We start from the raw sequence: 23,864 nt of genomic DNA on the forward strand, positions 1-23,864 counted from the left end.
TATGAGAGAAGATGTTTTTGAGTCACGCCTCAAAAAGGTTAAAAAGAAACACCGAAAGGTTATTAATAAGCATAACAAGGCATTGTTTAGCGAAAACGGAATTTATACCCGTTATAAATATCCTGTAATTACACGAAATCATGTGCCATTGCACTGGCGTTTTGATTTGAATAAAGAGACCAATCCTTATTTTATGGAACGCATTGGCTTCAATGCTGCTTTTAATGCAGGAGCCATTAAATTAAATGGAAAGTATTTGATGGTCGTTCGGGTTGAGGGCAATGATAGAAAGTCGTTTTTTGCAGTAGCTGAAAGTGACAATGGGATAGATGGATTTACCTTTTGGGATAAACCAATTGCAATGCCTCAGACTGATAATTGGGATACGAATGTATATGATATGCGCTTAACACAGCATGATGATGGATGGATCTATGGCGTGTTTTGTACAGAGCGTAAAGACCCTGAAGCACCCGACGGTGATACCAGTAGTGCTGTAGCTGCAGCAGGTATTGCACGAACCCGTGATTTAATAGAGTGGGAGCGACTTCCTGATTTGATCTCCACAACAGGTCAGCAGCGTAATGTGGTACTATTCCCTCATTTGATTGATGGAAAATATGCTTTTTATACTCGTCCTCAGGATGGTTTTATCAATACAGGTAAAGGAGGAGGAATTGGTTTTGGACTGTCTGATACCATCGAAAAAGCTGAGGTGAAAGAGGAAGTAATTGTGGATGCTAAAACCTATCATACCATTTATGAAGTAAAAAATGGTTTGGGTCCAGCTCCTATAAAAACCGAACGTGGTTGGTTGCAACTGGCTCACGGAGTACGTAATACTGCTGCCGGTTTACGATATACCTTGTATGTATTTATGACGGATTTAGAAAAACCATGGATGGTTACTCATAAGCCAAACGGACACTTTATTTCACCATTAAAGGATGAGCGTGTGGGAGATGTTTCTAATGTGGTATTTGCCAATGGATGGATTGCCGATGAAGATGGAAAAGTTTTTATTTACTATGCTTCATCTGATACCCGTATGCATGTAGCAACTACAACTGTTGATCAATTGGTAGACTATTGTTTGAATACGCCTGCGGATAAGTTGCATTCGCATCTGAGTGTACAAACAATCCATGAGTTGATTGATAAGAATAAGGATTTTATGGATTTGCTTAATTTTTAAACATTATCTTTAATTGACATAAAGGGCTCCTTAAGATTTGAGGAGCTTTTCCCTTTGCTAACAAACTAAATTTATGAATGATAAAGTTACCCTGAGAGAGAAGATCGGATATGGTTTTGGCGATGCTGCCTCATCGATGTTCTGGAAAGTATTCTCAATATTTCTACCTATTTTTTATACCGATGTCTTTGGAATATCTGCAGCAGCGGTAGGTACTATGTTGTTGGTTACCCGAATCTGGGATACAGCCAACGATCCGATTATGGGTATTATTGGTGACAGAACTAATTCAAAATGGGGTAAATTTCGTCCTTATCTTCTTTGGATTTCCGTACCGTTTGGATTGGCCGGAGTGTTAATGTTTACTACTCCGGACTTGGGTGTGACCGGTAAATTGATCTATGCCTATATAACTTATACCATAATGATGATGGCTTATACGGCTATTAATGTGCCATATGCCAGTATGTTAGGTGTAATGTCTCCTAAGTCAAATGATCGAACTTCGTTTGCATCGTATCGTATGGTATTTGCTTTTGCCGGAAGTATTCTGGTAGTTGCAACTTACCAACCCATGGTAGATTACTTTAAAGGAATTGTGACTGAACAAACTTCTTATCAGCTTACCATGTTTGTTGTAGGTTTGGTAGCAGTTTTATTTTTCGTATTAACCTTTTCATGGACTCGTGAGCGTATTTCTCCTCCCAAGGATCAGCAAAATAATTTAAAAGAAGATTTAAAAAATCTCGGAAAAAATATTCCCTGGTTTGTTTTATTAGGAGCTGGCGTGGCAACACTGATATTTAACTCGGTAAGGGATGGTGTTGCTTTATATTATTTCAAATATTTTGTAGGTGATGAATCGGTTGTTGAGTGGACGGCTACAACCATAAGTTACAGCACTGCATATTTGTTTTTAGGGCAGACCACCAATATGATTGGAGTTATGATGGCAAAGCCCGTATCGGCAATTATAGGTAAGCGAAAAACATTTATGTATGCCATGTTTATTGCAGCTGCTTTGAGTGGAGTATTTTATTATATCGATAAGGATGGACTTGTGATGATGTATGTGTTGCAGGCCCTAATCAGTTTTTGTGCTGGTATTATCTTTCCATTGTTATGGTCGATGTATGCCGATTCAGCTGATTATTCGCAATGGAAAACAGGCAGAAGAGCTACCGGTTTGGTGTTTTCGGCATCCAGTATGACTCAAAAGCTGGGCTGGACAATAGGAGGTTCTGTAACCCTTTGGTTGCTTTCTTATTATGGTTTTGAGGCGAATGTTGAGCAATCTGCTGAAACGCTGGACGGTATAAAATATATGATGAGTTATTTTCCCGGTATAGCAGCCTTAATTTCCGGTTTGGTTATGATCTTCTATCAGTTGAGTGATGATAAGATGGAGGTAATCATTTCAGATCTGGATAAGCGCCGCTCTGAAGAATAAAATAAGAAATTTTCAAAAAAATCCCATGTTATGAAAAAGCTAATTGTTGCCTCGATGTGTGTATTAGGTTTACTAAATGCATGTCAGCAACCCCAATCAGAAACCATGATAGTGAAGCAATTAAATGATGGCTGGACTTATCAGCAGGTAAATGGTGATTATTCAGGTAATGCCACAGTTCCAGGTACAATACATACCGATTTGTTGAACAATGGTCAGATTGAAGATCCATTTTATCGAACCAATGAAAAAGATCTTCAATGGATTGATAAAGAAGATTGGGTATATCAAACTGTTTTCAGTATTGATGACCAAACCATACAACACGACAGATTGGTGCTTCATTTTTATGGTTTGGATACTTATGCTGATGTTTATTTGAATGATTCTTTGGTGTTGAGTGCTTTTAATATGCACCGTCAGTGGGAAGCAGATATTAAGAAATTAGCCAAAGCAGGTGAAAATAAGCTGAAAGTATATTTGCATTCTCCTATAAAGAAAGGACTTGAATTGTATGATGCAGCTGCTTATTCTTACCCGGCATCAAATGATCAGTCAGAAAATGGAGGACTGGGAGATAAAAAAGTCTCTGTTTTTACCCGTAAAGCTGGTTATCATTACGGCTGGGATTGGGGACCTCGTTTTGTTACCTCTGGTATATGGCGTCCTGTTGAATTGATGGCCTGGAATGATGCAAAAGTAACCTCTTTGCAGATCAAACAGCCTATGGTAAATGCTGAGAAAGCTGAGTTAGAGGCGGTGGTTGAGGTTAATTCAGAATCATCAACATCAGTTGAAGTGGAGCTATTTAATAGTACGGATCAAAAGGTGATTCTTAGTCAGACAGCTGAATTAACTTCAGGTAATAATGTAATTGAACTTCCTTTTGAGATTGAAAAGCCAAAATTATGGTGGAGTAATGGATTGGGTGAAGCTAAGATGTATGATTTTGAGGTTCGCATTAAAAAAGGAAATAAGTTAATTGCTGATAAAAAAGTATCAACAGGTATTCGGTCAATTAAGCTGGTTCGCGAGAAAGACGATAAAGGAGAGTCCTTTTTATTTGAATTAAACGGATTAAGAGTATTTGCCAAAGGAGCTAATTACATACCGAATGATAATTTTCTTCCAAGAGTGTCTGAAAAGGATTATCAGAAGGTGATTGCCGATGCTGTAAATGCCAATATGAACATGTTGCGTGTTTGGGGAGGTGGTATTTATGAGAATGATTATTTCTACGATCTGTGCGACCGTAACGGTATTTTAATCTGGCAGGATTTTATGTTTGCCTGTTCAATGTATCCGGGTGATGAAGTATTTTTGAACAATGTAAGACAAGAGGCCATTGATAATGTAAAACGTTTACGAAATCATCCATCTATTGCTTTATGGTGTGGAAATAACGAGATAAACACTGCATGGAATTATTACAGCGAAGGAGGCTGGGGCTGGAAACAGAGATATACCAAAGAACAACAGGACGAGATTCAAAAAGCCTATTTGGATGTGTTTCATAAAATTTTGCCACAGGTAATTGCTGAGAATGATTCTGATATTGCTTACTGGCCTTCATCACCACAGGCTGGTTATGAGCCCGACCAACATGCTGGCTACGAAACCACTTCGGGTGATATGCATTACTGGGGTGTGTGGCATGGTTTACATCCTTTTGAAGATTTTAAAAAGTATAAAGCAAGGTTTATTAGTGAATATGGTTTTCAGTCATTCCCTGATTTTGAAACTGTTCAGACGTATGCTATCCCGGAAGATTATGATATTGAGTCGGAGGTAATGGCAGCTCATCAGCGAAGCGGTATCGGAAATCTAAGAATTAAAGAATACATGAGTTGGGAGTATAAAAATGTGCCTGGTGATTTTGAGCAGTTTTTATATATGAGTCATGTTTTACAGGCTCGTGCTGCTAAAATGGCTGTAGAAGCTCATCGACGTGAAATGCCTTATTGCATGGGAACATTATATTGGCAGATTAACGATTGCTGGCCGGTTGCGAGCTGGAGTAGTACTGATTATTATCATAAGTGGAAAGCAATGCATTATGCTGTCAAGAGAGGGTATGAACCTGTAATTGTTTCGGCTGATGTGAAAGCTGATGGAGTGGATGTTTATCTGGTTTCGGATAATCACCAAAAAGAAGATGTGCACTTAAAGGTTAGTGTTGTGAAGTTGAATGGTGAAGTTGTGGCTGATTTTGAAGAAGAAGTAGTGATGGAGGCAAATACTTCTTCGATGGTTAGGTCTTTGGGTTATGAGGAATTATTGAAGGGTGTTAAAAAAGAAGAAGTTATTTTGCATATGGAGGCAAAAAGAGGGGATGAGGTTTTAGCGGAAAATATGGCTTTTCTAGTTAAGCCAAAGTTTATGGAACTCCCCGAAGTAGAATTGAGTCATACTTTGAGAAAAGAAGGTGATAAATTATATCTTGATTTGTCTGCAGACAAAATGGTCTTTAGCCTATATGTTAAGGTCAAAAATAAGCAGGCGGAATTCTCTGATAATTACTTTAATATGTTGCCTGGAGTAACGTATACTATTGAAATTAAGGGAGTGGATATTGTTTCGGAAAATGATATTGAATTGATGCATCTACAAATGGTAAAATAATATCTGGATCTGCCTGTAAACTTTTTTGCAGGCAGATCAATAATTTCTTTTTGCAAGGTCTATGAGAGTGGTAATAAATTATTCTGTTTTACTCATTATTATAATTTTTTCTGGTTGTAATCTATCGACTGATACAGAGGTTTTTCGCATAAAAGATGGTAGGTTGACCGATGCTCATGGGCAGGTATTTGTCATAAGAGGCATGAATATGCCTCATGCGTGGTTTCCTGAAAAATCTTACCATGCCCTTGATGAATTAGTAAAATACAATGTCAATTGTGTAAGAATAGTTTGGGAGGCAGATATTGCGGTTGATGATCTGCATAAAATAGTTGAACGATGTATTGACTTGCAAATGATTCCAATGATTGAATTGCATGATGCAACGGGAGATTCAACCGATGCAAAACTTTTGGATATGGTGCAGTATTTTGTTTCTGATGAAATGCAAAGCCTTGTGCATCGATATGAGAGATATCTACTATTAAATATTGCAAACGAATGGGGTAATCACAATACCACGGATGAATATTGGAGGGATGCTTATAAAAAAACAATTGCTCAAATGCGTCAGGCAGGTTATAAAACTACTATTGTAATTGATGCTCCTGGCTGGGGGCAGAATATGTCGCCAGTTATCAGATATGGACAGGAATTACTAGATTTCGATCCTCAGCATAATTTATTGTTTTCTGTTCATATGTATGGCTCCTGGAATGATGATACTCAAATTGAATCAGAACTTACTAAAGCTCAGTATTTGCATCTGCCAATTATAGTAGGAGAATTTGGCTATAACTATAATAATGGTGACAATAATCTTGGTTGTAAGGTAAATCACCGAAGAGTATTAGAGGTTTGTGATGATTTAGAGATTGGTTATTTGCCCTGGTCGTGGACAGGAAATAACAAAGAGAATCAATGGTTGGATATTGTTTCGATAGAAGATTGGAAATCATTAACCGAATGGGGAGAAGAAATTTTGTTGGCATCTAAAGGGATTAAAGAAACTGCAAAAAAGGCCACTGTTTTTAAATAAATTTTCCATTGAATGCTATTTTTATGTGGGTATAAAAGTTTTCTATCCCGATTTGATGTGCTTCTACATGTTTATTCCTGCCATAGAAGGGCCTTATCTAAAAAATTAAAGTTTACTATTAATTATTTGAGATAATTAATATTGTTACTATGATAATTACAATGTTGATTGTAATTCTGTTTAAACTTTTCGTTCTTTTCTGAAACGTTAAAAATATAAAATATAAATTATCAATTGTTATAAAATTAATATTGCATATAAATAGTATGAAATTGCAATAACGATAAATGTGTATTAGCAATATTCTACTTCTTTGAATTCCCGATATACAAAGGTAGTTATTCTAAATATTTTATATTAGTGTGTTGTGAGTGAGTTTTGCTCTGTGAGATTTGTTCCCTTATCGGTTTTGTGTTTTTTAGTAAGGAATGTATAAAAATGCATTAAATTTTTCAAGTCGAATATATAATGTTGAAAATGTAAAGCAAAAAATGTATAAATTTGTTAACTGTTGATAGTGTGTAAAATACAATAACAAAATTAAATCAGTTAATCTAAATCAAATCTTATGAATGTAAATCTGCGATTTCTGACTGTTATTGTCATGTTGTTTATGGTTCATACATTTTTTGGCCAAAACCGGACGATTACAGGAAAGGTTAAAGATGACACAGGTCAGCCACTGCCTGGTGTATCTATCGTTATTGAAGGCACAACACAGGGTACTATCTCTGATATGGATGGTAATTTTACCTTAAAAGTGCCAGAAGGAAATATTAAGTTGGTATTTACTTTTATTGGTTTCGAACGTCAAACGCTGGATGTTACCAATCTTTCAACTTTGGATGTAAAAATGAAGGTTGAATCCGAAGGTCTCGATGAAGTTGTGGTGGTGGGTTATGGTTCTGCCAAAAAGACCAACCTGACTACAGCACAAGTTGGAGTTACCAATGAGCAAATGGAAAAAACTGTCAATACCACAATGGAGCAAGCCATTCAGGGTAGGGCTGCGGGTGTTTATGTGACTCAAAATTCTGGTCAGCCTGGTGGTGGAATGTCAATGATTATCAGAGGGGTTAGTACGATAAATGGCTCGACGGAACCCTTGTATGTTATTGATGGTTTACAGATTGGTGGATCTTCAGTTAGCTCAGGTAGTACCAGTTCGACCAATCCTCTGGCAGGTATTAATCCATCAGATATTGAGGATATTCAAATTTTACAAGGGCCATCAGCTACAGCAGTTTATGGTTCCAGAGCAACAAATGGTGTTGTTATAATTACAACTAAAAGGGGTAGAAAAGGAGATGCAGATATTTCTTATAATTTCTCTTACTCTTTGCAAACGACTCCACAACATCTGGATGTAATGAATCTGAGAGAATATGCTCAGATGGTAAAAGAGTTTCATGATATAGCCGGAGGCACAACACCTGAGGAGTTTCTGGATCCATCTATCCTTGGTGAAGGTACAGATTGGCAAAGCGAGTTGTTTAAGAACGCTCCAATGCAGAAGCATCAAATAAGTGTTAGTGGTGCGGGCGAAGTTTCAACTTATTATATTTCCGGTGAGTTGTTGGATCAGGAAGGGGTTGCTACAGGATCGGAGTTTAAGCGTTATAACTTTAGAGTCAATACTTCTCAGGAGCCACGAAAATGGCTGCGGATGAGAGAAACTGCTAACTTTAGGCAGATTAGGGAGACTCTAACAACTACTTCAGAAGGTGTTATTAGTAATGCTTTGCAAAATACCCCTCAGGTTCCTGTAAGAAATATTGATGGTTCATGGGGAGGGTTTGAAACAAAAGAAGGATCAAATCAATATTCTCCAGTCAATCCAGTTGCAATTGCCAGTTTAAGAACTAATGAAAATGTTAGAAGAGAATTAAACGGAGGAGTAAATATTGAAGCTGATATTATTGATGGTTTGGTTTTTAGAACCGGTTTAAATGGTAGCTACAACACTCAAAATGCCATCTATTTTAATCCAAAGATGAAAATAGGGTGGTTTGTAAACGATAGAGCTTCATTTACTGATTTTACAGGAGTTAGTACTTTCTATAGCTGGGAACAGCAGTTGACCTTTAATAAAACTTTTAATCGTCACTTTATTGACGCTACAGCACTGCATGAATATAAAGAAGGAACCTGGAAACAAAACACAGGTTATCGTGATGGATTTCTGACTAATGATATTATGGACTTAAATGCAGGTGATGAAAGCACATCTGTTGCAAGTGGAGGAAGTAATTCGTGGGCTATGGAGTCTTACCTTTTCCGATTGAACTATAACTACAACGAAAAGTATATTCTTCAGGGTTCAGTTCGGGGTGATGGTTCTTCTAATTTTGGAGCCAATAACCGATGGGGATTCTTTCCTGCAGGATCTGTTGCCTGGAGAATTAGTAAGGAAAACTGGTTTAATGTTCCATTTATGAATGAGTTAAAGGTACGTTTCGAAACTGGTTTAACGGGTAACTCTGGTTGGGGGTCTGGAATCTATTCTCCATTGAGCACAACAGCTACAGAATGGGGTACCGGATTCTCACCTAGTAAAATTGCGAATCCTGATTTGCAATGGGAAGAGACGATGACGAATAACCTTGGTATCAATATTCACTTATTTGAGAACAGAATTCAGATTGAAGGTGATATTTATGAGAAAGCAACCAATAATCTGATTTTTGATGCCAGTCTTCCTGGATTTATGGGAGGATCGGGTAATGGTGGAGCAGGCGCTCCAACCGTGAATTCAGGTAAAATCAGTAACAAAGGTTGGGCAGTTAGCCTGTTGTCAACCAATATTCAGACTAGTAATTTTCGCTGGGATATGAATTTTAATATTTCCGGGGTTGATACCAAGGTTGAAAGCCTGAATAGTGAATTGGGCTTTTTTGATCGTACTTCATGGTGGATGAATAACTGGACGCAACGAACTGCAGTTGGTTACTCGCCATGGATGTTTATGGGTTATGAATATGATGGATTGTTTCAGTCAGTTGATGAGATTTATAACAGTGCTATTCCAACTGATTCCGACGGAAATAGATTGGAAATAAGCGAAGATAATGTTTGGGTTGGTGATGTAAAATACAAAAACATTGAAGGAGAAGCAGGGGCAGAAGGAGTTATAGATGTTAATGATCGCACATTTATAGGAAATCCTTGGCCTAAATTCTTTGGTGGTTTTACGAATAACTTTACCTATAAAGACTTTGACTTAAGTGTATTGATAACCTTTAATTATGGAAATGATATCTATAATTATGTGAGAATGATCAACTCAAATCCATCGCAAATAAATTTGGGTCGAAACCTGATGAAAGATGCAATTGATTATGCAAAAATTGCAATGGATGAACAGGGTGATACCTACATTGTGAATGCTGACACTGATTTACCTCGTATATCTTATGGACCTAATGGTAACTGGACACGCTTTTCAAGTAGATGGGTTGAGGATGGTTCATTTGTGAAACTGAAGAATATAACCTTAGGATACACAGTTCCTAAATCATTGCTGGAAAGAACCCGGTATATTAAAAATCTGCGTGTAGCCGTAAGTGCACAGAACTTATACACTTTAACCAAATATACAGGCTATGATCCTGAGGTTGGATCATACGTTGGAAGTAACGCTTCAAGCGCTAACCAGGCAATTGGTATTGATACCGGACGTTATCCGTTAACTCCGACCTATACGTTTAATTTAGTGTTAAACTTTTGATGATCAGGTATTATGAAGATTTTAAAATATAACTGGCTGATAGGCCTAATTGTAATGTTTGCTCTTGCCAATTGCTCTGAAGATTATTTGGTAAGACCTCCGGAAGATGCACTTACCGATGCTGATTTTTATAAAACGGATGAAGAGGTAATGGCTGCAACAGCACCTTTGTATAGTCGTATGTGGTTCGATTATAACGATAAGGCATCATATAGTATTGGTGATCTTAGAAGTGGTATTATGATGGCTCCCTGGAATAGCCGTGAATTTGGTGCATTTAATGCAAATGGTGATAACTCGGAAGTTATTGCCGGATGGAATGCCTTTTTTACAGTGATTCAACAATCAAACCTTGCTATCAGAAATATAAATACATATGCCACTGAAGATGTTTCGGATAAAGTAAAAACAATGGCAATTGCAGAAGCCCGCTTTATGCGTGCATGTGCTTATCGTAATTTGGTTTTAGCCTGGGGAGCTGTTCCAATTATTGAGGATAATATTGAAATTATGAATTCTACTGATATTCGAAGAAATACAATTTCAAGTATATGGAAATTCCTAACTTCAGAAATGCGCGATATTATTGATGATTTGCCGGAAGAACCTTATGTAACTGGTAGAATTACTAAGTATTCGGCTGAAGGTATGTTGGCTCGTTTTTATTTATCAAGAGCGGGTGTTGAATCAAGTGGGGGAGTTCGTAACCAAACATATCTGGATAGTGCTAAATATTTCGCTCAGCATGTAATTGATAACAGTGGTAAAGCATTGTTGGAAGATTATCGTTCACTATTCCTTTATCCATATGATAATAACAATGAGTCATTGTTTGAACTGCAATGGGTCTATTCAACATCATGGGGACCAAGTAATTCTGTGCCTGCTTATCTTGCTTATAGTTCAGATATCGCAAATGGTGATGGATGGGGTGGAGCTTACAGTGCTTCATGGTATTTTGTTTCCCAGTTTGAAGGAATAAATCAAATTGGAACAACTGGTGATACCATAAGAGGAGCAACACTTGATACTCGTTTGTATAATACATTTATGTTGCCAGGTGCCCAATATCCAGAGATTACACAAGATGTTACTCTCGAAGATGGGACCGTTACTACACAGGAGTGTATTTATCCAAACAGTACATCTGATTATGCATTTGCCTGTACTAAAAAGTACATCTGCGGTAAAAATGTTGATATAGCCGAAGGAGCTTCTTCGCAACACTACCCAAACAATACATACATGTTGCGTTTAGCTGAAATGTATCTGATTTATGCGGAAGCTGTGCTGGGTGATAACGAACAGTCTTCTGATGTAACTGCATTAGAGTATGTAAATATGATTCGTAGAAGAGCTGGCTTGAATAATCTGGCATTGAGTGATGGCGATAAAACATATTTCACTGCCGATGACTTGTTCAAAGAAAGAACTCTGGAGTTTGGAATGGAAAGTATGTTCATGTACGATTTGAGTAATATTTTCTATTACAACAAAGAAAAAGCATTGAGCATTTTAAATAGTCAGGATCGAGGATTGTTTGCCATATATGCCGATCAGTTCCCAAATCCAAATTACTGGACTTTTGTAAAAACGTCATGGCATACTGAGCGTACCATCACAGCTACTGAAGGTAATTTTTATCTACCGATTCCAACAGCTGATTTAGGTAGTATGCCAAGTCTTACATTAGATCCTGTGGATTATTATACTGGTAATTAAAACCCTGAAATTTAAATTGAAAATGATGAAAAATAAATTTCGATATATATATCTAACGTTGATGACGCTTGCATTGGTAATGCTATACAATGCTTGTAGCGACGATGATACACCTGGAACACCAAGCATTGATTACGTTCGTATCACAGATCCCGATTCTGCCGATTCGTTGATTGTAAGTGCTGGTCAAGGGCAGTTAATTGCCATTATGGGTGAAAATCTTGGAGGAGCCATTAGTATTGAGTTCAATAATATTGAAGCTTCGTTAAGCATACCTTACGTAACCAATTCATCGATTTTGGTTCGTGTACCAACCGATATTCCAGAGGAAGTAACTAATCAGTTTGTAATTTTCTTTAATGATGGTTATACCCTGACGCATGATTTTACAGTTGCAATTAATAAACCAAGTGTTACTTCAATGGATTGTGAATATGTGAATGATGGTGGAGTGGCTGTTATTCATGGTAATTATTTCTATGAACCTATTTCGGTTATTTTCCCTGGAGATTTAGAAGGTGAAATTGTATCAGTTGAAGACGAAACAATTGAAGTGATTGTTCCTGAAGGAGCTACAGAGGGGCAGATTTCTGTAAAATCAACCTATGGAACAGGAAGCTCTACATTTATGTTCCGCGACAATCGTAATATCGTAATAAGTAGCGATCCGTTTACCGGATGGTGGAATGCTGATTATGTGGTTAGTAATCCGGGTGAAGATGATCCGGAATTGATCAATGGAAATTACATCAGAGTGAATAAAACCATTGGTAGCTGGAGTTGGGTTGAGGTTGCTGGTGGACCGGCAAGTGCAATGGGTGATATCAGTAAAAACATTCCTGATGAGGCTATTCTACAACCTGGCTTGTATAGTCTTAAGTTTGAGGTTAATACTTTGTTGCCATACGATAATAATATGATCAAATTTAATTTCGGATTGACATCTGAAAACAATGATGCATATCAGTGGGCACCTCCTTATGATACTGAAGGGGAATGGAAAACAGTAACGATTCCATTTGATGAAATGATCACTTCTTATGAAGATGCCGGTTCGGTAATTGAAGTAAGTGAGGAAGGATACTGGTGTCGTGTGTTGATACACGGAAGTGGTGAGCTTGACTGTGATATCGCCTTTGATAACTTCAGAATTGTGCCTAACAAATATTAAGAATTGAATTATTATGAGAACAAATAATTATAGAAAAATAAGATTCATAACATTGTTGCTGGCAATTCTGTTTGTTAGTTCGATAGGGATCTTATTTACATCGTGTGATAAAGATGAAGATACTGGATCTACCAGTGTTGAGCTTTTAAGCTATGGTCCGATGCCAATTGCACGTGGTGCAGAATTACGTTTTATTGGTGAAAACTTTTTGGATGTAAACAGTATTATATTACCTGATGAAATTGTAATTTCTAAGGTTGATTTTACTGATCATACTGCAACCAGTATTAAATTAATTGTACCACAAGATGCAGTTGAAGGATATGTATATATGGCAACAGCTAATGACACAATTAAAACGTTAACACAAATTGGATTCGATGAGCCTATATCAATTGACGAATTCTCTCCTGCATCACTAAAACCAGGCAGCGAATTGGTAATTACAGGTGATTATCTGAATCTGGTTGGCGAGGTTATTTTTACAAACAGAGTGGTTGTAGATAGCACTCTGTTTATTACTCAGGAAAGAAAGCAAATTTCGTTAATTGTTCCAGCGGAAGCTCAAACCGGAAAAATTGCGGTGTCGAATGCTGCTGATGATCCAATCGTTGTTTATTCTGAATCGGAACTTGAAGTAGTAATTCCTGCTATTGATGGTATATCTCCAAATCCTGTTAAATCGGGTACAGAACTTACCATTACAGGTTCTGATATGGATCTGGTTACCCAAATTATTTTCGGAGGTGATGTTACAGTTACAGACTTTACAGTCGTTGATGAATCCACCATAACTGTTACAGTTCCTTTGACTGCTCAGGATGGTGTGGTCACTCTTAAATTGGCGTCGGATGTTTCTGTAGTATCGGATGATGAGTTAGTAATGGTAATGCCTGAATTAAGTGTTGCGCCAACAACCATTAAAAACGGAGAATCTTTAACCGTATCAGGCGAAAATCTGGATTTAATCAGTAGTGTTACCTTTTCAAGTGGTGTTTCAGGTACTATTCAATCCGGAGGAACTGAAACTGAAATTATGGTTACAGTACCTGATGCTGCAGTGTCGGGAGAGGTGACTTTCTATACTACTTTTGGTAGTGAAATATCAGGTGGAACAATTACAATTGTAAATCCTGTTTTGAGCAGCTTTACACCTTTATCTACCAAGCCTAATTCCGACATTGTTATTTCAGGAACCGACCTTGATTTGGTTGCTTCAATTGTGTTTAGTGGAGGTGTACAGGGAACAGTAGTTGCTCAAAGCGAGACTGAGATTACTGTTACTGTTCCGGTTGGTGCTGTAACGGGAGTAGTTACTTTAGTAGCTATTAATGGTGTAGAAGTGGTATCTGTATCAGAATTAGAAGTGCTTCAAAATCTTCCAAACTTTGAGTATTACACTGAGGGAAAAGGAACACCCGGTGAAATATTAACACTTAACGGAACCAATATGGATCTGATTAAGGAATTAGTATTTCCGGGCGAGATTGTTGCAACAGCATACGGAGAAAAAACCCCAACTAAAGTTGAAGTTTACGTACCCGAAGATGTTACACGAGGAACTGGTCAGATACGTTTGGTAACTTACGAAGGAGAAGAAGGTTATTTGCCCGAATTATTCTTTGGAGGAACAGATCCTATCACATCTGAAACTGTTATTCTGGTTGACTATGAACAGCATGGTGATCATAATGGATGGTGGGATGCAGGATGGAGTGGTAATACATCTATAATTGATGAAGGAGATAATATGTATTTGCATGTTGATGATGTAATTTCTGATGGATGGATAATAAATTGTAATCACCAGGCTAATGGGGCTCCTGCTCCGGTGGTTGAGAATGTGGAAAACTACGTTATTAAATTCGATGTTAAAATAGAAGAAGGCGTAACTGGAGCCGAAAATGCATCATTGATGTATGTATTAGGTGATGGATGGTACTGGTACGGAACGGGATTAATGCCGGCTACAACAGGTGGCGATTGGGTAACAGTATCGTTGGATGCATCTGCCTTAGGTTTAAGCGGAACCTTGGATATGTCATCTGGAACTAATGGTTTATATGGAGGTCCTATTCCGGGTGGAATTAGCTTCGACAACTTGCGACTCGATCCAAAATAATTAATTAGATATCATTGAGAAGAAAGGTTGTATTTTATATGCAGCCTTTCTTTTTAAATAATACTTGATAAAAAACTATTCAAGAATGAGGAAATCATACTTGTCGTAGGATAAATCAGTAGTTAGTTTTGTGTAAATATTTTATCATTTTACAGATAGTTGAAATTAATATAACTATCTATTATTTAGATCAGATAGTTGATAAAATTAGTTAATGTAGAGTCTTTATGAAAAAATCACTGTCGTTTTTGTTATTCATGATGTTGATATTATCATGTTCAAATGATAATAATGAAGAACCAAAAACTCCCCCTGTTTTTAAAAGCAGTATCCCTGCAGATCAGGAAGAAAATGTTGAAATATCAACTCAAATACAGGTTACATTTAATGAAGTAGTGTATTTGGTAGATAATTATAATATTACGGTTAATGGAGTGGCGGCCGATGTTACGGAGGCATATACCAAAATAATAATAAACACATCGCTTCTCAAAGGAAAAGAATATACGATCAGTATTCCCAAGGGATCATTGATAAATATGGATAATGTTTTGTTGGCTGATGATATTGAGTTTTCGTTTAGCACGGTCGAAGGCCCGGCAACTTCAATTGATGAGAATTTAGTATCTGCCAATGCTTCAACTCAGGCTGTTAATGTTTATAACTTCCTGAGAGAAAACTATGGGAGTAAATGCTTATCATCCGTTCATGCTAATGTATCGTGGAATACAAACGAAGCAGAATGGGTAAATTATCATACAGGAAAATATCCGGCCATGACAACGGTTGATTATATTCATCTTCCGGCGTCTCCAGCCAACTGGATTGATTATTCTCAAACAACCTTCCTTGAAGAATGGTGGAATAATAATGGATTGATTTGTGCTAACTGGCACTGGATTGTACCACGTTACGAGGGGCATGCAAATAGCAATGAGTTCACCTATAAACCTGAAGAAACCACTTTTAAAGCATCGAATGTATTGATTGACGGAACCTGGGAAAATACAATAGCGATGGCCGATTTAGAAAAGTTGGCTGGCTATTTGAAACTTTTGCAGGAGAAAAATATTCCGCTCATCTGGCGACCCTTTCATGAAGCTGCAGGAAATACTTATGAATATACAAATGGAACAGCCTGGTTTTGGTGGGGATACGAAGGGCCAGATACCTACAAAGCGCTTTGGCAATTTATGTTTAATTATTTTGAGGATCAGGGGTTAAATAATTTGATATGGGTATGGACTACTCAAACAAAAGATAATGCATTCTATCCGGGAGATGAGTATGTTGATATTGTAGGAAGAGATATTTATACCAATACAGATGCTTCTGATATAGCCTCTCAATATATATCCATACAGGAAACTTATCCTAATAAGATTATAACGTTGAGTGAAATGGGTGGAGTTTCACCAATATCAGAGCAATGGAGTGCAGGTGCAACCTGGTCGTATTTTATGCCTTGGTATGATTATGATAGAACCAATGTAATTAATAGTGATGCTTTTTACCAGACAGATCACTATCATGCTAATATAACATGGTGGACAGACGCTGTTGCCCAAAGCTTTGTAATTACAAGGGATGAGATGCCGGATTTAAAGTGAGAAAACCTTATAGTATTCAGGCAGCCTGTAAAAATGCAGGTTGCCCTTTTATGATTTAAATATTACAAAATGAAACAGACTCGATTTTTGCTTGTTGGTTTGCTGGTAATAACTTCTATTACAACTAAAGCCAATGTTTCTTTACCTGCTGTTTTTGCTGATCATATGGTGCTTCAGCAGCAAAGTGATGTTAAGATATGGGGGTGGGGAAAACCACTGGAAGAAGTAAAACTAAAAGCAGGTTGGAGTGCTGATACCTTGAAAACAGTGGTTAATAATCAGGGTAAGTGGTCAGTTCAAATTCAGACTCCCAAAGCAGGAGGTCCTTATGAAATTACTATTCAGGGCTATAACTTACTTACATTGAAAGATATTCTGATTGGAGAAGTTTGGTTATTGTCTGGTCAGTCTAATATGGAATGGACAACAAGGGGAGGAATAATAGGTAAAGAAGAAGCTGTGAAAGAAGCAGATCTTCCTAATATTCGGTTATTTACTGTAACGCCACGCACGGCTTTAAATCCTACCCATGATGTTAGTGGTGAATGGAATGTTTGTACTCCTGAAACCATGTTGGATTTTAGTTCGGTCGGTTATTTTTTTGGTAAGAAACTGCAAAAAAATCTGGATGTTCCAATTGGAATGATTTGTTCAAGCTGGGGTGGTACACCAGTGGAAGTATGGATGCCGGAGGAAGTATTAGAAGCAGATTCTCAATTAATAACATCTGCAAAATCTTTAAAGCCAGTACCATGGGGACCGGTTGAACCCGGAAGAGCCTTTAATGCAATGATTGCACCTATGATGCCATTTCAGTTTGCCGGAGTGCTTTGGTATCAGGGAGAAGCAAATACTGCCAATCCATCAACTTATACCGCAATGTTGCAGACCATGATTAAATCGTGGAGAGCCGGCTTTGAAAAAGATTTACCTTTCTATTTTGCTCAGATTGCTCCATGGAATGGTTATGGAGGTACTTCAGGAGTTGAAATCAGAGAAGCTCAAAGAAAGGCTTTGAGTCTTGCAAAAACCGGTATGGTAATGACCAGTGATATTGGAGATACCATTGATATTCATCCACGGAATAAGAAAGATGTGGGGCTGCGTTTTGCTAATCTGGCTTTAAATCAAACCTATGGTAAAACTGATTTGCCAATTTATGGGCCGCAATATTCATCTTATCAGGTTAAAGGAACCAAAGTAACTGTTTTGTTTGATCATGCCGATGGATTAAATGTTAAGGGTGATGCACTATCGTTATTTGAAGTGAAGGACCAAAATGGAGAATGGCATAAGACAAAGGCAAAAATCAGAAAAAATACTGTGGTTTTAGGTAGTAAGGTGAAAGAACCGGTTGCTGTGCGATTTGCATGGACTAATGCAGCTACACCTGGCTTGTTTAACAGTGATAATTTACCTGCATCCTGTTTTAATACCGATATGCCATAAGTATTTGTAGAAGGTCAAAAGCATAGAACACTTTTAAGAATGAAAACAGAAGAAATGAAAAATATGATCCAGGAGATGGATCAGGAGTTGAAAGAGATATTAAAGTTTTGGGCGGATCACTCATTGGACACTGTAAGAGGAGGATTTATCGGGGAAACAGACCGTGCCGGAGATAAAAAAGAAGATGCAGATAAAGGTGCAGTATTAAATGCCCGATTGTTATGGACCTTTTCTGCAGCCTGTAATTTTTATGGAGATAAGAAGTATCTGGAATTAGCTGACAGGGCTTATGACTATCTTATGACTTATTTCTGGGATAAGAAAAATGGTGGTTTATACTGGGCCGTTGATTCAAAAGGTGAGGTATCCAATAAACGTAAGCAGGCATATGCTCAGGGATTTGGTATTTATGGATTATCAGAATACTATAAAGCATCGGGCAAGAAAGAAGCTCTGGAAAGTTCCATTGAATTATATCAACTTATTGAGAAATATTTCAAGGATGATGAGTTGGGAGGTTACATTGAAGCTTTGGATGATGATTGGACACCATTGGAGGATATGCGTTTAAGTTTAAAAGATGCCAACGAACCAAAGTCGATGAATACGCATCTCCACATAATTGAACCTTATACCAATTTATATCGAATGTGGCCGGATGCTGATCTTAAAAAACGTATTCAGCATTTACTTGAAGTTTTCAGAGATCATATCATTAATCAGGAGACTGCACATTTTCAGTTATTCTTCGATATGGACTGGACAGTAAAATCTGAGATTGTGTCTTATGGTCATGATATTGAAGGTGCATGGTTATTGACTGAGGCGGCTCATGAAATACATGATGAAGAACTGTTAAGCCAAATGAAGGAAATTGGAAAACGCATGGTGGATGTTACCATTAAGGAGGGTATGGATAGCGATGGAAGTGTTTTCTATGAAAAAGAAGATGGTCATCTGGATACTGATAAACATTGGTGGCCGCAAGCCGAAGCCATGGTTGGTTTAATGGATGTATATCAAAATACAGGCGATATGGCTTATCTGGAAGCTATTCAGAAAGTGTGGGATTTTATCAAATCGTATGTAAAAGACAAAGAAAATGGTGAGTGGTTTGGTAAAGTAAAAGCAAATGGGCAACCGGTACTGGAAGATTGTAAAATTGGATTCTGGAAATGTCCATACCATAATTCAAGAGCTTTGCTGGAAGTGATTAACAGACTAAAAACCATAAATAACTAATTGTCTTTTTATAGTTAACCTAAATGATTTGAATACAATGAAAAGATTCCTGTTATCACTAATGATTATTTCTCATTTTACTTTCAGTAATTCATGTACTAAAGCTGAAACGGAGGAAAAACCAGCACCTGAATTTCGATCAAGCATCCCAGCGAATAATGAAACGGATGTGGATATATCCTCAAATATAGAGTTAACTTTCAATGAGGTCGTTTATTTGACAGAAAATCATGGCATTACTGTCAATGATGTTTCAGCAACAGTTGAAGCTTTATATACAAAGTTGAATTTGTCCATTAATATGACACCGGGCACTCAATATAAAATTTTGATTCCCAAAGGTGCTCTTGTTAATATGGATGGGGTAAAATTAGATGAAGAAATAGAACTGATGTTTACAACAAAAGAAGAAACGGTTCGTCATAAAGACCCTAATTTTCATATTTACCTGTGCTTTGGTCAGTCAAATATGGAAGGACAAGGTGCCATCGAATCTCAGGATAAGACTGTTATTGAGCGATTTCAGGTATTACAGGCTTTGGATTGCTCTGATTTAGGTTCAAAGGGTAAATGGCGTGATGCAGTGCCACCATTATGTCAATGTGCATCGGGTTTAACTCCAGCTGATTATTTTGGGCGAACGCTGATCGCGAATCTTCCTGATTCAATAAAAGTTGGAGTTATCAATGTGGCAATTGGTGGGTGTGATATCAGATTATTTGATAAGGATATTTATCAGGATTATACAGCTACCTATAACGAGAGTTGGTTTACAGATAAGGTAGCAGCCTATGATGGAAATCCATATCAGTATCTGATTGATCTTGCTAAAGTGGCTCAACAAGATGGTGTAATTAAAGGAATACTGTTGCATCAGGGAGAAACCAATACAGGTGATGCAGAATGGCCAAATTACGTCAGGAAAATTTATGAAGACATGATGTGGGATTTAACTCTTTGTCCTGATGAAACACCTCTGTTGGCAGGTGAAGTTTTTTCTGGTGAAAGCAATTGTTGTAGTTCGATGAATCCAATAATAAACACCTTACCATCGCATATTGCCAATGCTCATGTAATTTCTTCAGACGGTTGTACTGGGCAGGATGAAGCTCATTTTGATTCAGCAGGTTATAGAGAATTAGGTAAAAGATATGCTGTTAAAATGTTATCATTATTAGGATATGAAGATATAGTAACTGAATAAGTATTCAGTTTTATGGTCAAACGGAAAATGAATAAATAGTTATATAAATAGTGTTTTATGAAAAAGGGAATTTTATTGTTGGTTGCGGCTTTACTTGCTTTACATGTAAGTGCTCAAAAAGCTGAAAACCTTGCCTTAACTCCTCCGATGGGTTGGAATAGTTGGAATACTTTCGGAACCGATATCAATGAAAAACTAGTGAAAGATATTGCTGATGCTTTTGTAGAGACGGGTTTGAAGGATGCAGGTTATGAGTATTTGGTGTTGGATGATGGTTGGATGGCAATGGAACGTGATGAGAACTATAATCTGGTACCCGATCCTAAAAAATTTCCCAACGGAATGAAGGCGGTTGTGGATTATGTGCACAGTAAAGGATTGAAATTTGGTATTTATAATTGTGCCGGAAATAAAACTTGTGCCGGATATCCGGGTAGCCGGGGTTTTGAGTATCAGGATGCAAAATTATATGCCGAGTGGGGAGTTGATTTTTTAAAGTACGATTGGTGTAATACCGAAAATCTGAATGCCAAAGGTGCATATCAAACCATGCGTGATGCCTTGCATGCAACTGGTCGTCCTATTCTTTTCAGTATCTGTGAATGGGGTGATAACGATCCTTGGAAATGGGGTGAAGAAATGGGGCACATGTGGCGTGTTACCGGCGATATCATTAACTGCTGGGATTGTAAGGTAGGACATGGTACATGGTCGTCATTAGGTGTTTGGCCAATCATCAAATTACGCAAGGATATACGTAAATATTCAGGACCAGGTCACTGGAACGATTTTGATATGATGGAAGTGGGTAATGGAATGCCTGTTGGTCAGGATCGTGTTCACTTTGCCATGTGGGTAATGTTATCCTCGCCATTAATTATGGGTAATGATTTACGTTCGGCATCAGAAGAAACCATCGAAATATTAACAAATGAGGAAGTAATTGCAGTTAGTCAGGATAAGTTGGGTATTCAGGCCTATTGTCATTCTGATGAAGGTAAAATTGAAATGTGGGCTAAGCCAATGGCCGATGGAGAGTGGGCTTTTGCCATTGTTAATATGAGCGAGGAACCTGTTGAAATCGATCATGATTGGTCATGGCATCCGGTTAAAGATGATTTATCCGGAAGAAGTCTGTCAGTAGAACAAAACGAATACACCATCAGAGATCTTTATAATCATAAAGATTTAGTTACAACTAAAAAGAATCTGAAAGCCACAATACCAGGGCATGATGTGTTAATGATCAGACTAACACCAAAGAAAAAATAGAATAAACAGCAGTATAGGTCAGGCAACTGGCTTATGCTGCTTTCTTAAATCCCAAAGCTATGAAAATCTCCTTCCTCAATCTCCTTTTTATATTAGTCATTTCATCTTGTACTACAAAAACAAGTATTAAAGTTAATTCACTGGGTTATAAGCCTGATGATGCAAAATATGCCAGTATAACACAACCATCAGAAACCACCTTTTCAATTATTGATCATCAGACTCAAAAAACAGTTTTTAAAGATGAGATCAGTCTAACGATATTTCAGAATGATATAAATGAGAAAGTCGCCAGGATTAATTTTTCAGACCTTAATCAGCCTGGTAACTATTATATTAAAGTAGGTGATGTAGCTTCTCCTGTATTTACAATTAGCAACGATGTTTTTAAGAAACCGCTGTATACTTCGATGCGTGCTTTTTATTTGTGGCGTTGTGGTGAGGCAGTTGAAGGAGAGTATGACGGACAAACTTATACACATGCAGAATGTCACACCGATGATGGTTATACTGCTTATGAAGAAGATAATGAGCAAAAGAAGGATGGTGTTGGCGGATGGCACGATGCAGGAGACTATGGAAAGTATACCGTGAATGCAGGTGTAACGGTTGGTTCTCTGTTTCTGGCATGGGAGCATTTCAACGATAAGTTATCTGCTCTGAATCTGCACTTGCCTGAAAATAGTGTCAATGCAAAATTCCCTGATTTTCTGAAGGAAATTAAATATGAGATTGATTGGTTGTTTAAAATGCAATACAATGATGGCTCAGGTCGTGTGTCTCATAAGCTAACCCGCAAATTCTTTTCCGGTTTTATTATGCCGGAAACGGATAATGAAAAAAGATATTTTACAACCTGGAGTTCTGCTGCTACAGCTGATTTTGTAGCAATGATGGCGATGGCCTCCCGAAATTTACGTCCTTTTGATGAATTGTATGCCGATAGCTGTTTGGCAGCGGCTAAAGTAAGTTACCAATGTTTATTGAAAAACCCTGAGCATGTTAAGTTTGAGCAAGGCGATTTTTCAACCGGTGGGTACCAGACCAATGATGAGGACGATCGTTTATGGGCTGCTGCTGAAATGTGGCTGGCAACAGGTGATCAACTTTACCTCAATGATCTTGAACAACGTTTAAGTGTGCTGGATAATTTAGTTGAATTAAATTGGGATTGGGGAAATGTAGGTAATCTTGGTGTTTTTGGTTATGTATTGCATCCAACTGAAACTCAAAATCAGGATTTATATTTAAAAGCTAAAGCATCTGTTTTGTCGGTTGCTGATACAATAGTGAAGAACACACAACAAGATGTGTATGGCAGATCGTTTGATAAGTATTTCTGGGGTTGCAACGGGACTGTAGCCCGTCATTCAATTAATCTGGGAGTTGCTAATTTACTTCAGCCAGATAAAAAGTATGCAGAGGCATCGGTTAGCATTGTCAGTCACTTGTTTGGGTGTAATTATTATGGCAGATCTTACATTACCGGTTTGGGAATAAATCCGCCTATGTATCCGCATTCGCGCAGGAGTGCAGCCGATTCTGTTGATGCTCCGTGGCCGGGATATATTGTTGGTGGAGGACATACAGCTATTGACTGGGTTGATAAAGAAGAAAGTTATAGCCATAATGAAATTGCTATTAACTGGCAGGCCGGTTTAGTTTATCTGTTGTCTTCGGTTTATTAAAATCAATCCTTTCTAGCTGAATATCCTGTCTCTAACCAGAAAAACAGCAATCAGAATATTCTTAGTGTTATTCAGGCTAAGTGTTATATAATCAATTAGTTGAAATTGATTGCTGTCCGATCTTGTTAACTAATGATGTATACAACAGAAACAAAATAGCCACATGTGTTATCATTTAAACATCTATCATTAACAAAAATTTAGAAACCAAATAAAGTCTTGATCTACTTTTGCTTTGGTTAGGTTTCAAGCTTACTGCATGTTAAGCAATGTATGGCTCAGAAATCTGGAATATAAAATCCTGCTAATGGGTGAAGGCTTTATTTGTAAACTGAATTGAAAGATATATTA

The 23,864-nt window shown here is 37.5% G+C and carries 14 protein-coding genes; all 14 read left to right on the plus strand.

Going from position 1 to position 23,864, the window contains the following annotated elements:
- Position 1 precedes the first annotated feature (1 nt).
- The 14 genes from ACRD62_RS08435 to ACRD62_RS08500 all read left to right on the plus strand — a co-directional run bounded on the left by ACRD62_RS08435 (position 2) and on the right by ACRD62_RS08500 (position 23,513).
- Positions 2-1,195, plus strand: a complete 1,194-nt coding sequence (locus ACRD62_RS08435; protein WP_430819698.1) for a glycoside hydrolase family 130 protein — start codon at positions 2-4, stop codon at positions 1,193-1,195.
- Between the two features lie 73 nt (positions 1,196-1,268).
- Entirely contained in the window at positions 1,269-2,645 is a 1,377-nt protein-coding gene (locus ACRD62_RS08440) for an MFS transporter (protein ID WP_430819699.1), read from the plus strand.
- A 30-nt stretch (positions 2,646-2,675) separates the two neighbouring features.
- Positions 2,676-5,267 (plus strand): beta-mannosidase, encoded by a 2,592-nt coding sequence (locus ACRD62_RS08445; protein ID WP_430819700.1) that lies wholly within the window; start codon positions 2,676-2,678, stop codon positions 5,265-5,267.
- 61 nt (positions 5,268-5,328) lie between these two features.
- Positions 5,329-6,306, plus strand: a complete 978-nt coding sequence (locus ACRD62_RS08450; protein ID WP_430819701.1) for a cellulase family glycosylhydrolase — start codon at positions 5,329-5,331, stop codon at positions 6,304-6,306.
- Positions 6,307-6,874: 568 nt separating this feature from the next.
- Complete coding sequence (locus ACRD62_RS08455) at positions 6,875-10,033, plus strand: SusC/RagA family TonB-linked outer membrane protein (protein ID WP_430819702.1); 3,159 nt, start codon at positions 6,875-6,877, stop codon at positions 10,031-10,033.
- Between the two features lie 12 nt (positions 10,034-10,045).
- A complete protein-coding gene (locus ACRD62_RS08460; protein ID WP_430819703.1) occupies positions 10,046-11,755 on the plus strand; it encodes a RagB/SusD family nutrient uptake outer membrane protein in 1,710 nt (569 codons plus the stop codon).
- A 25-nt stretch (positions 11,756-11,780) separates the two neighbouring features.
- Positions 11,781-12,926: a glycan-binding surface protein gene (locus tag ACRD62_RS08465; RefSeq protein ID WP_430819704.1), complete on the plus strand. Its 1,146-nt coding sequence runs from the start codon at positions 11,781-11,783 to the stop codon at positions 12,924-12,926.
- A gap of 13 nt (positions 12,927-12,939) precedes the next feature.
- Positions 12,940-15,048 (plus strand): glycan-binding surface protein, encoded by a 2,109-nt coding sequence (locus ACRD62_RS08470; protein ID WP_430819706.1) that lies wholly within the window; start codon positions 12,940-12,942, stop codon positions 15,046-15,048.
- A gap of 227 nt (positions 15,049-15,275) precedes the next feature.
- Complete coding sequence (locus ACRD62_RS08475) at positions 15,276-16,658, plus strand: glycosyl hydrolase (RefSeq protein ID WP_430819707.1); 1,383 nt, start codon at positions 15,276-15,278, stop codon at positions 16,656-16,658.
- A gap of 69 nt (positions 16,659-16,727) precedes the next feature.
- Positions 16,728-18,107, plus strand: a complete 1,380-nt coding sequence (locus ACRD62_RS08480; protein WP_430819708.1) for a sialate O-acetylesterase — start codon at positions 16,728-16,730, stop codon at positions 18,105-18,107.
- 39 nt (positions 18,108-18,146) lie between these two features.
- Entirely contained in the window at positions 18,147-19,349 is a 1,203-nt protein-coding gene (locus tag ACRD62_RS08485; protein ID WP_430819709.1) for an AGE family epimerase/isomerase, read from the plus strand.
- A 37-nt stretch (positions 19,350-19,386) separates the two neighbouring features.
- Positions 19,387-20,553, plus strand: a complete 1,167-nt coding sequence (locus ACRD62_RS08490) for a sialate O-acetylesterase (RefSeq protein ID WP_430819710.1) — start codon at positions 19,387-19,389, stop codon at positions 20,551-20,553.
- Positions 20,554-20,610: 57 nt separating this feature from the next.
- On the plus strand, positions 20,611-21,825 hold the full coding sequence (locus ACRD62_RS08495) for a glycoside hydrolase family 27 protein (RefSeq protein ID WP_430819711.1): 1,215 nt from the start codon (positions 20,611-20,613) through the stop codon (positions 21,823-21,825).
- Between the two features lie 59 nt (positions 21,826-21,884).
- Positions 21,885-23,513, plus strand: coding sequence for a glycoside hydrolase family 9 protein (locus ACRD62_RS08500; RefSeq protein WP_430819712.1), 1,629 nt, complete (start codon positions 21,885-21,887; stop codon positions 23,511-23,513).
- Positions 23,514-23,864: the final 351 nt, after the last annotated feature.

Source organism: Carboxylicivirga caseinilyticus, from assembly GCF_050589785.1.
In the GTDB taxonomy this organism is placed as follows: Bacteria; Bacteroidota; Bacteroidia; order Bacteroidales; family Marinilabiliaceae; genus Carboxylicivirga; species Carboxylicivirga caseinilyticus.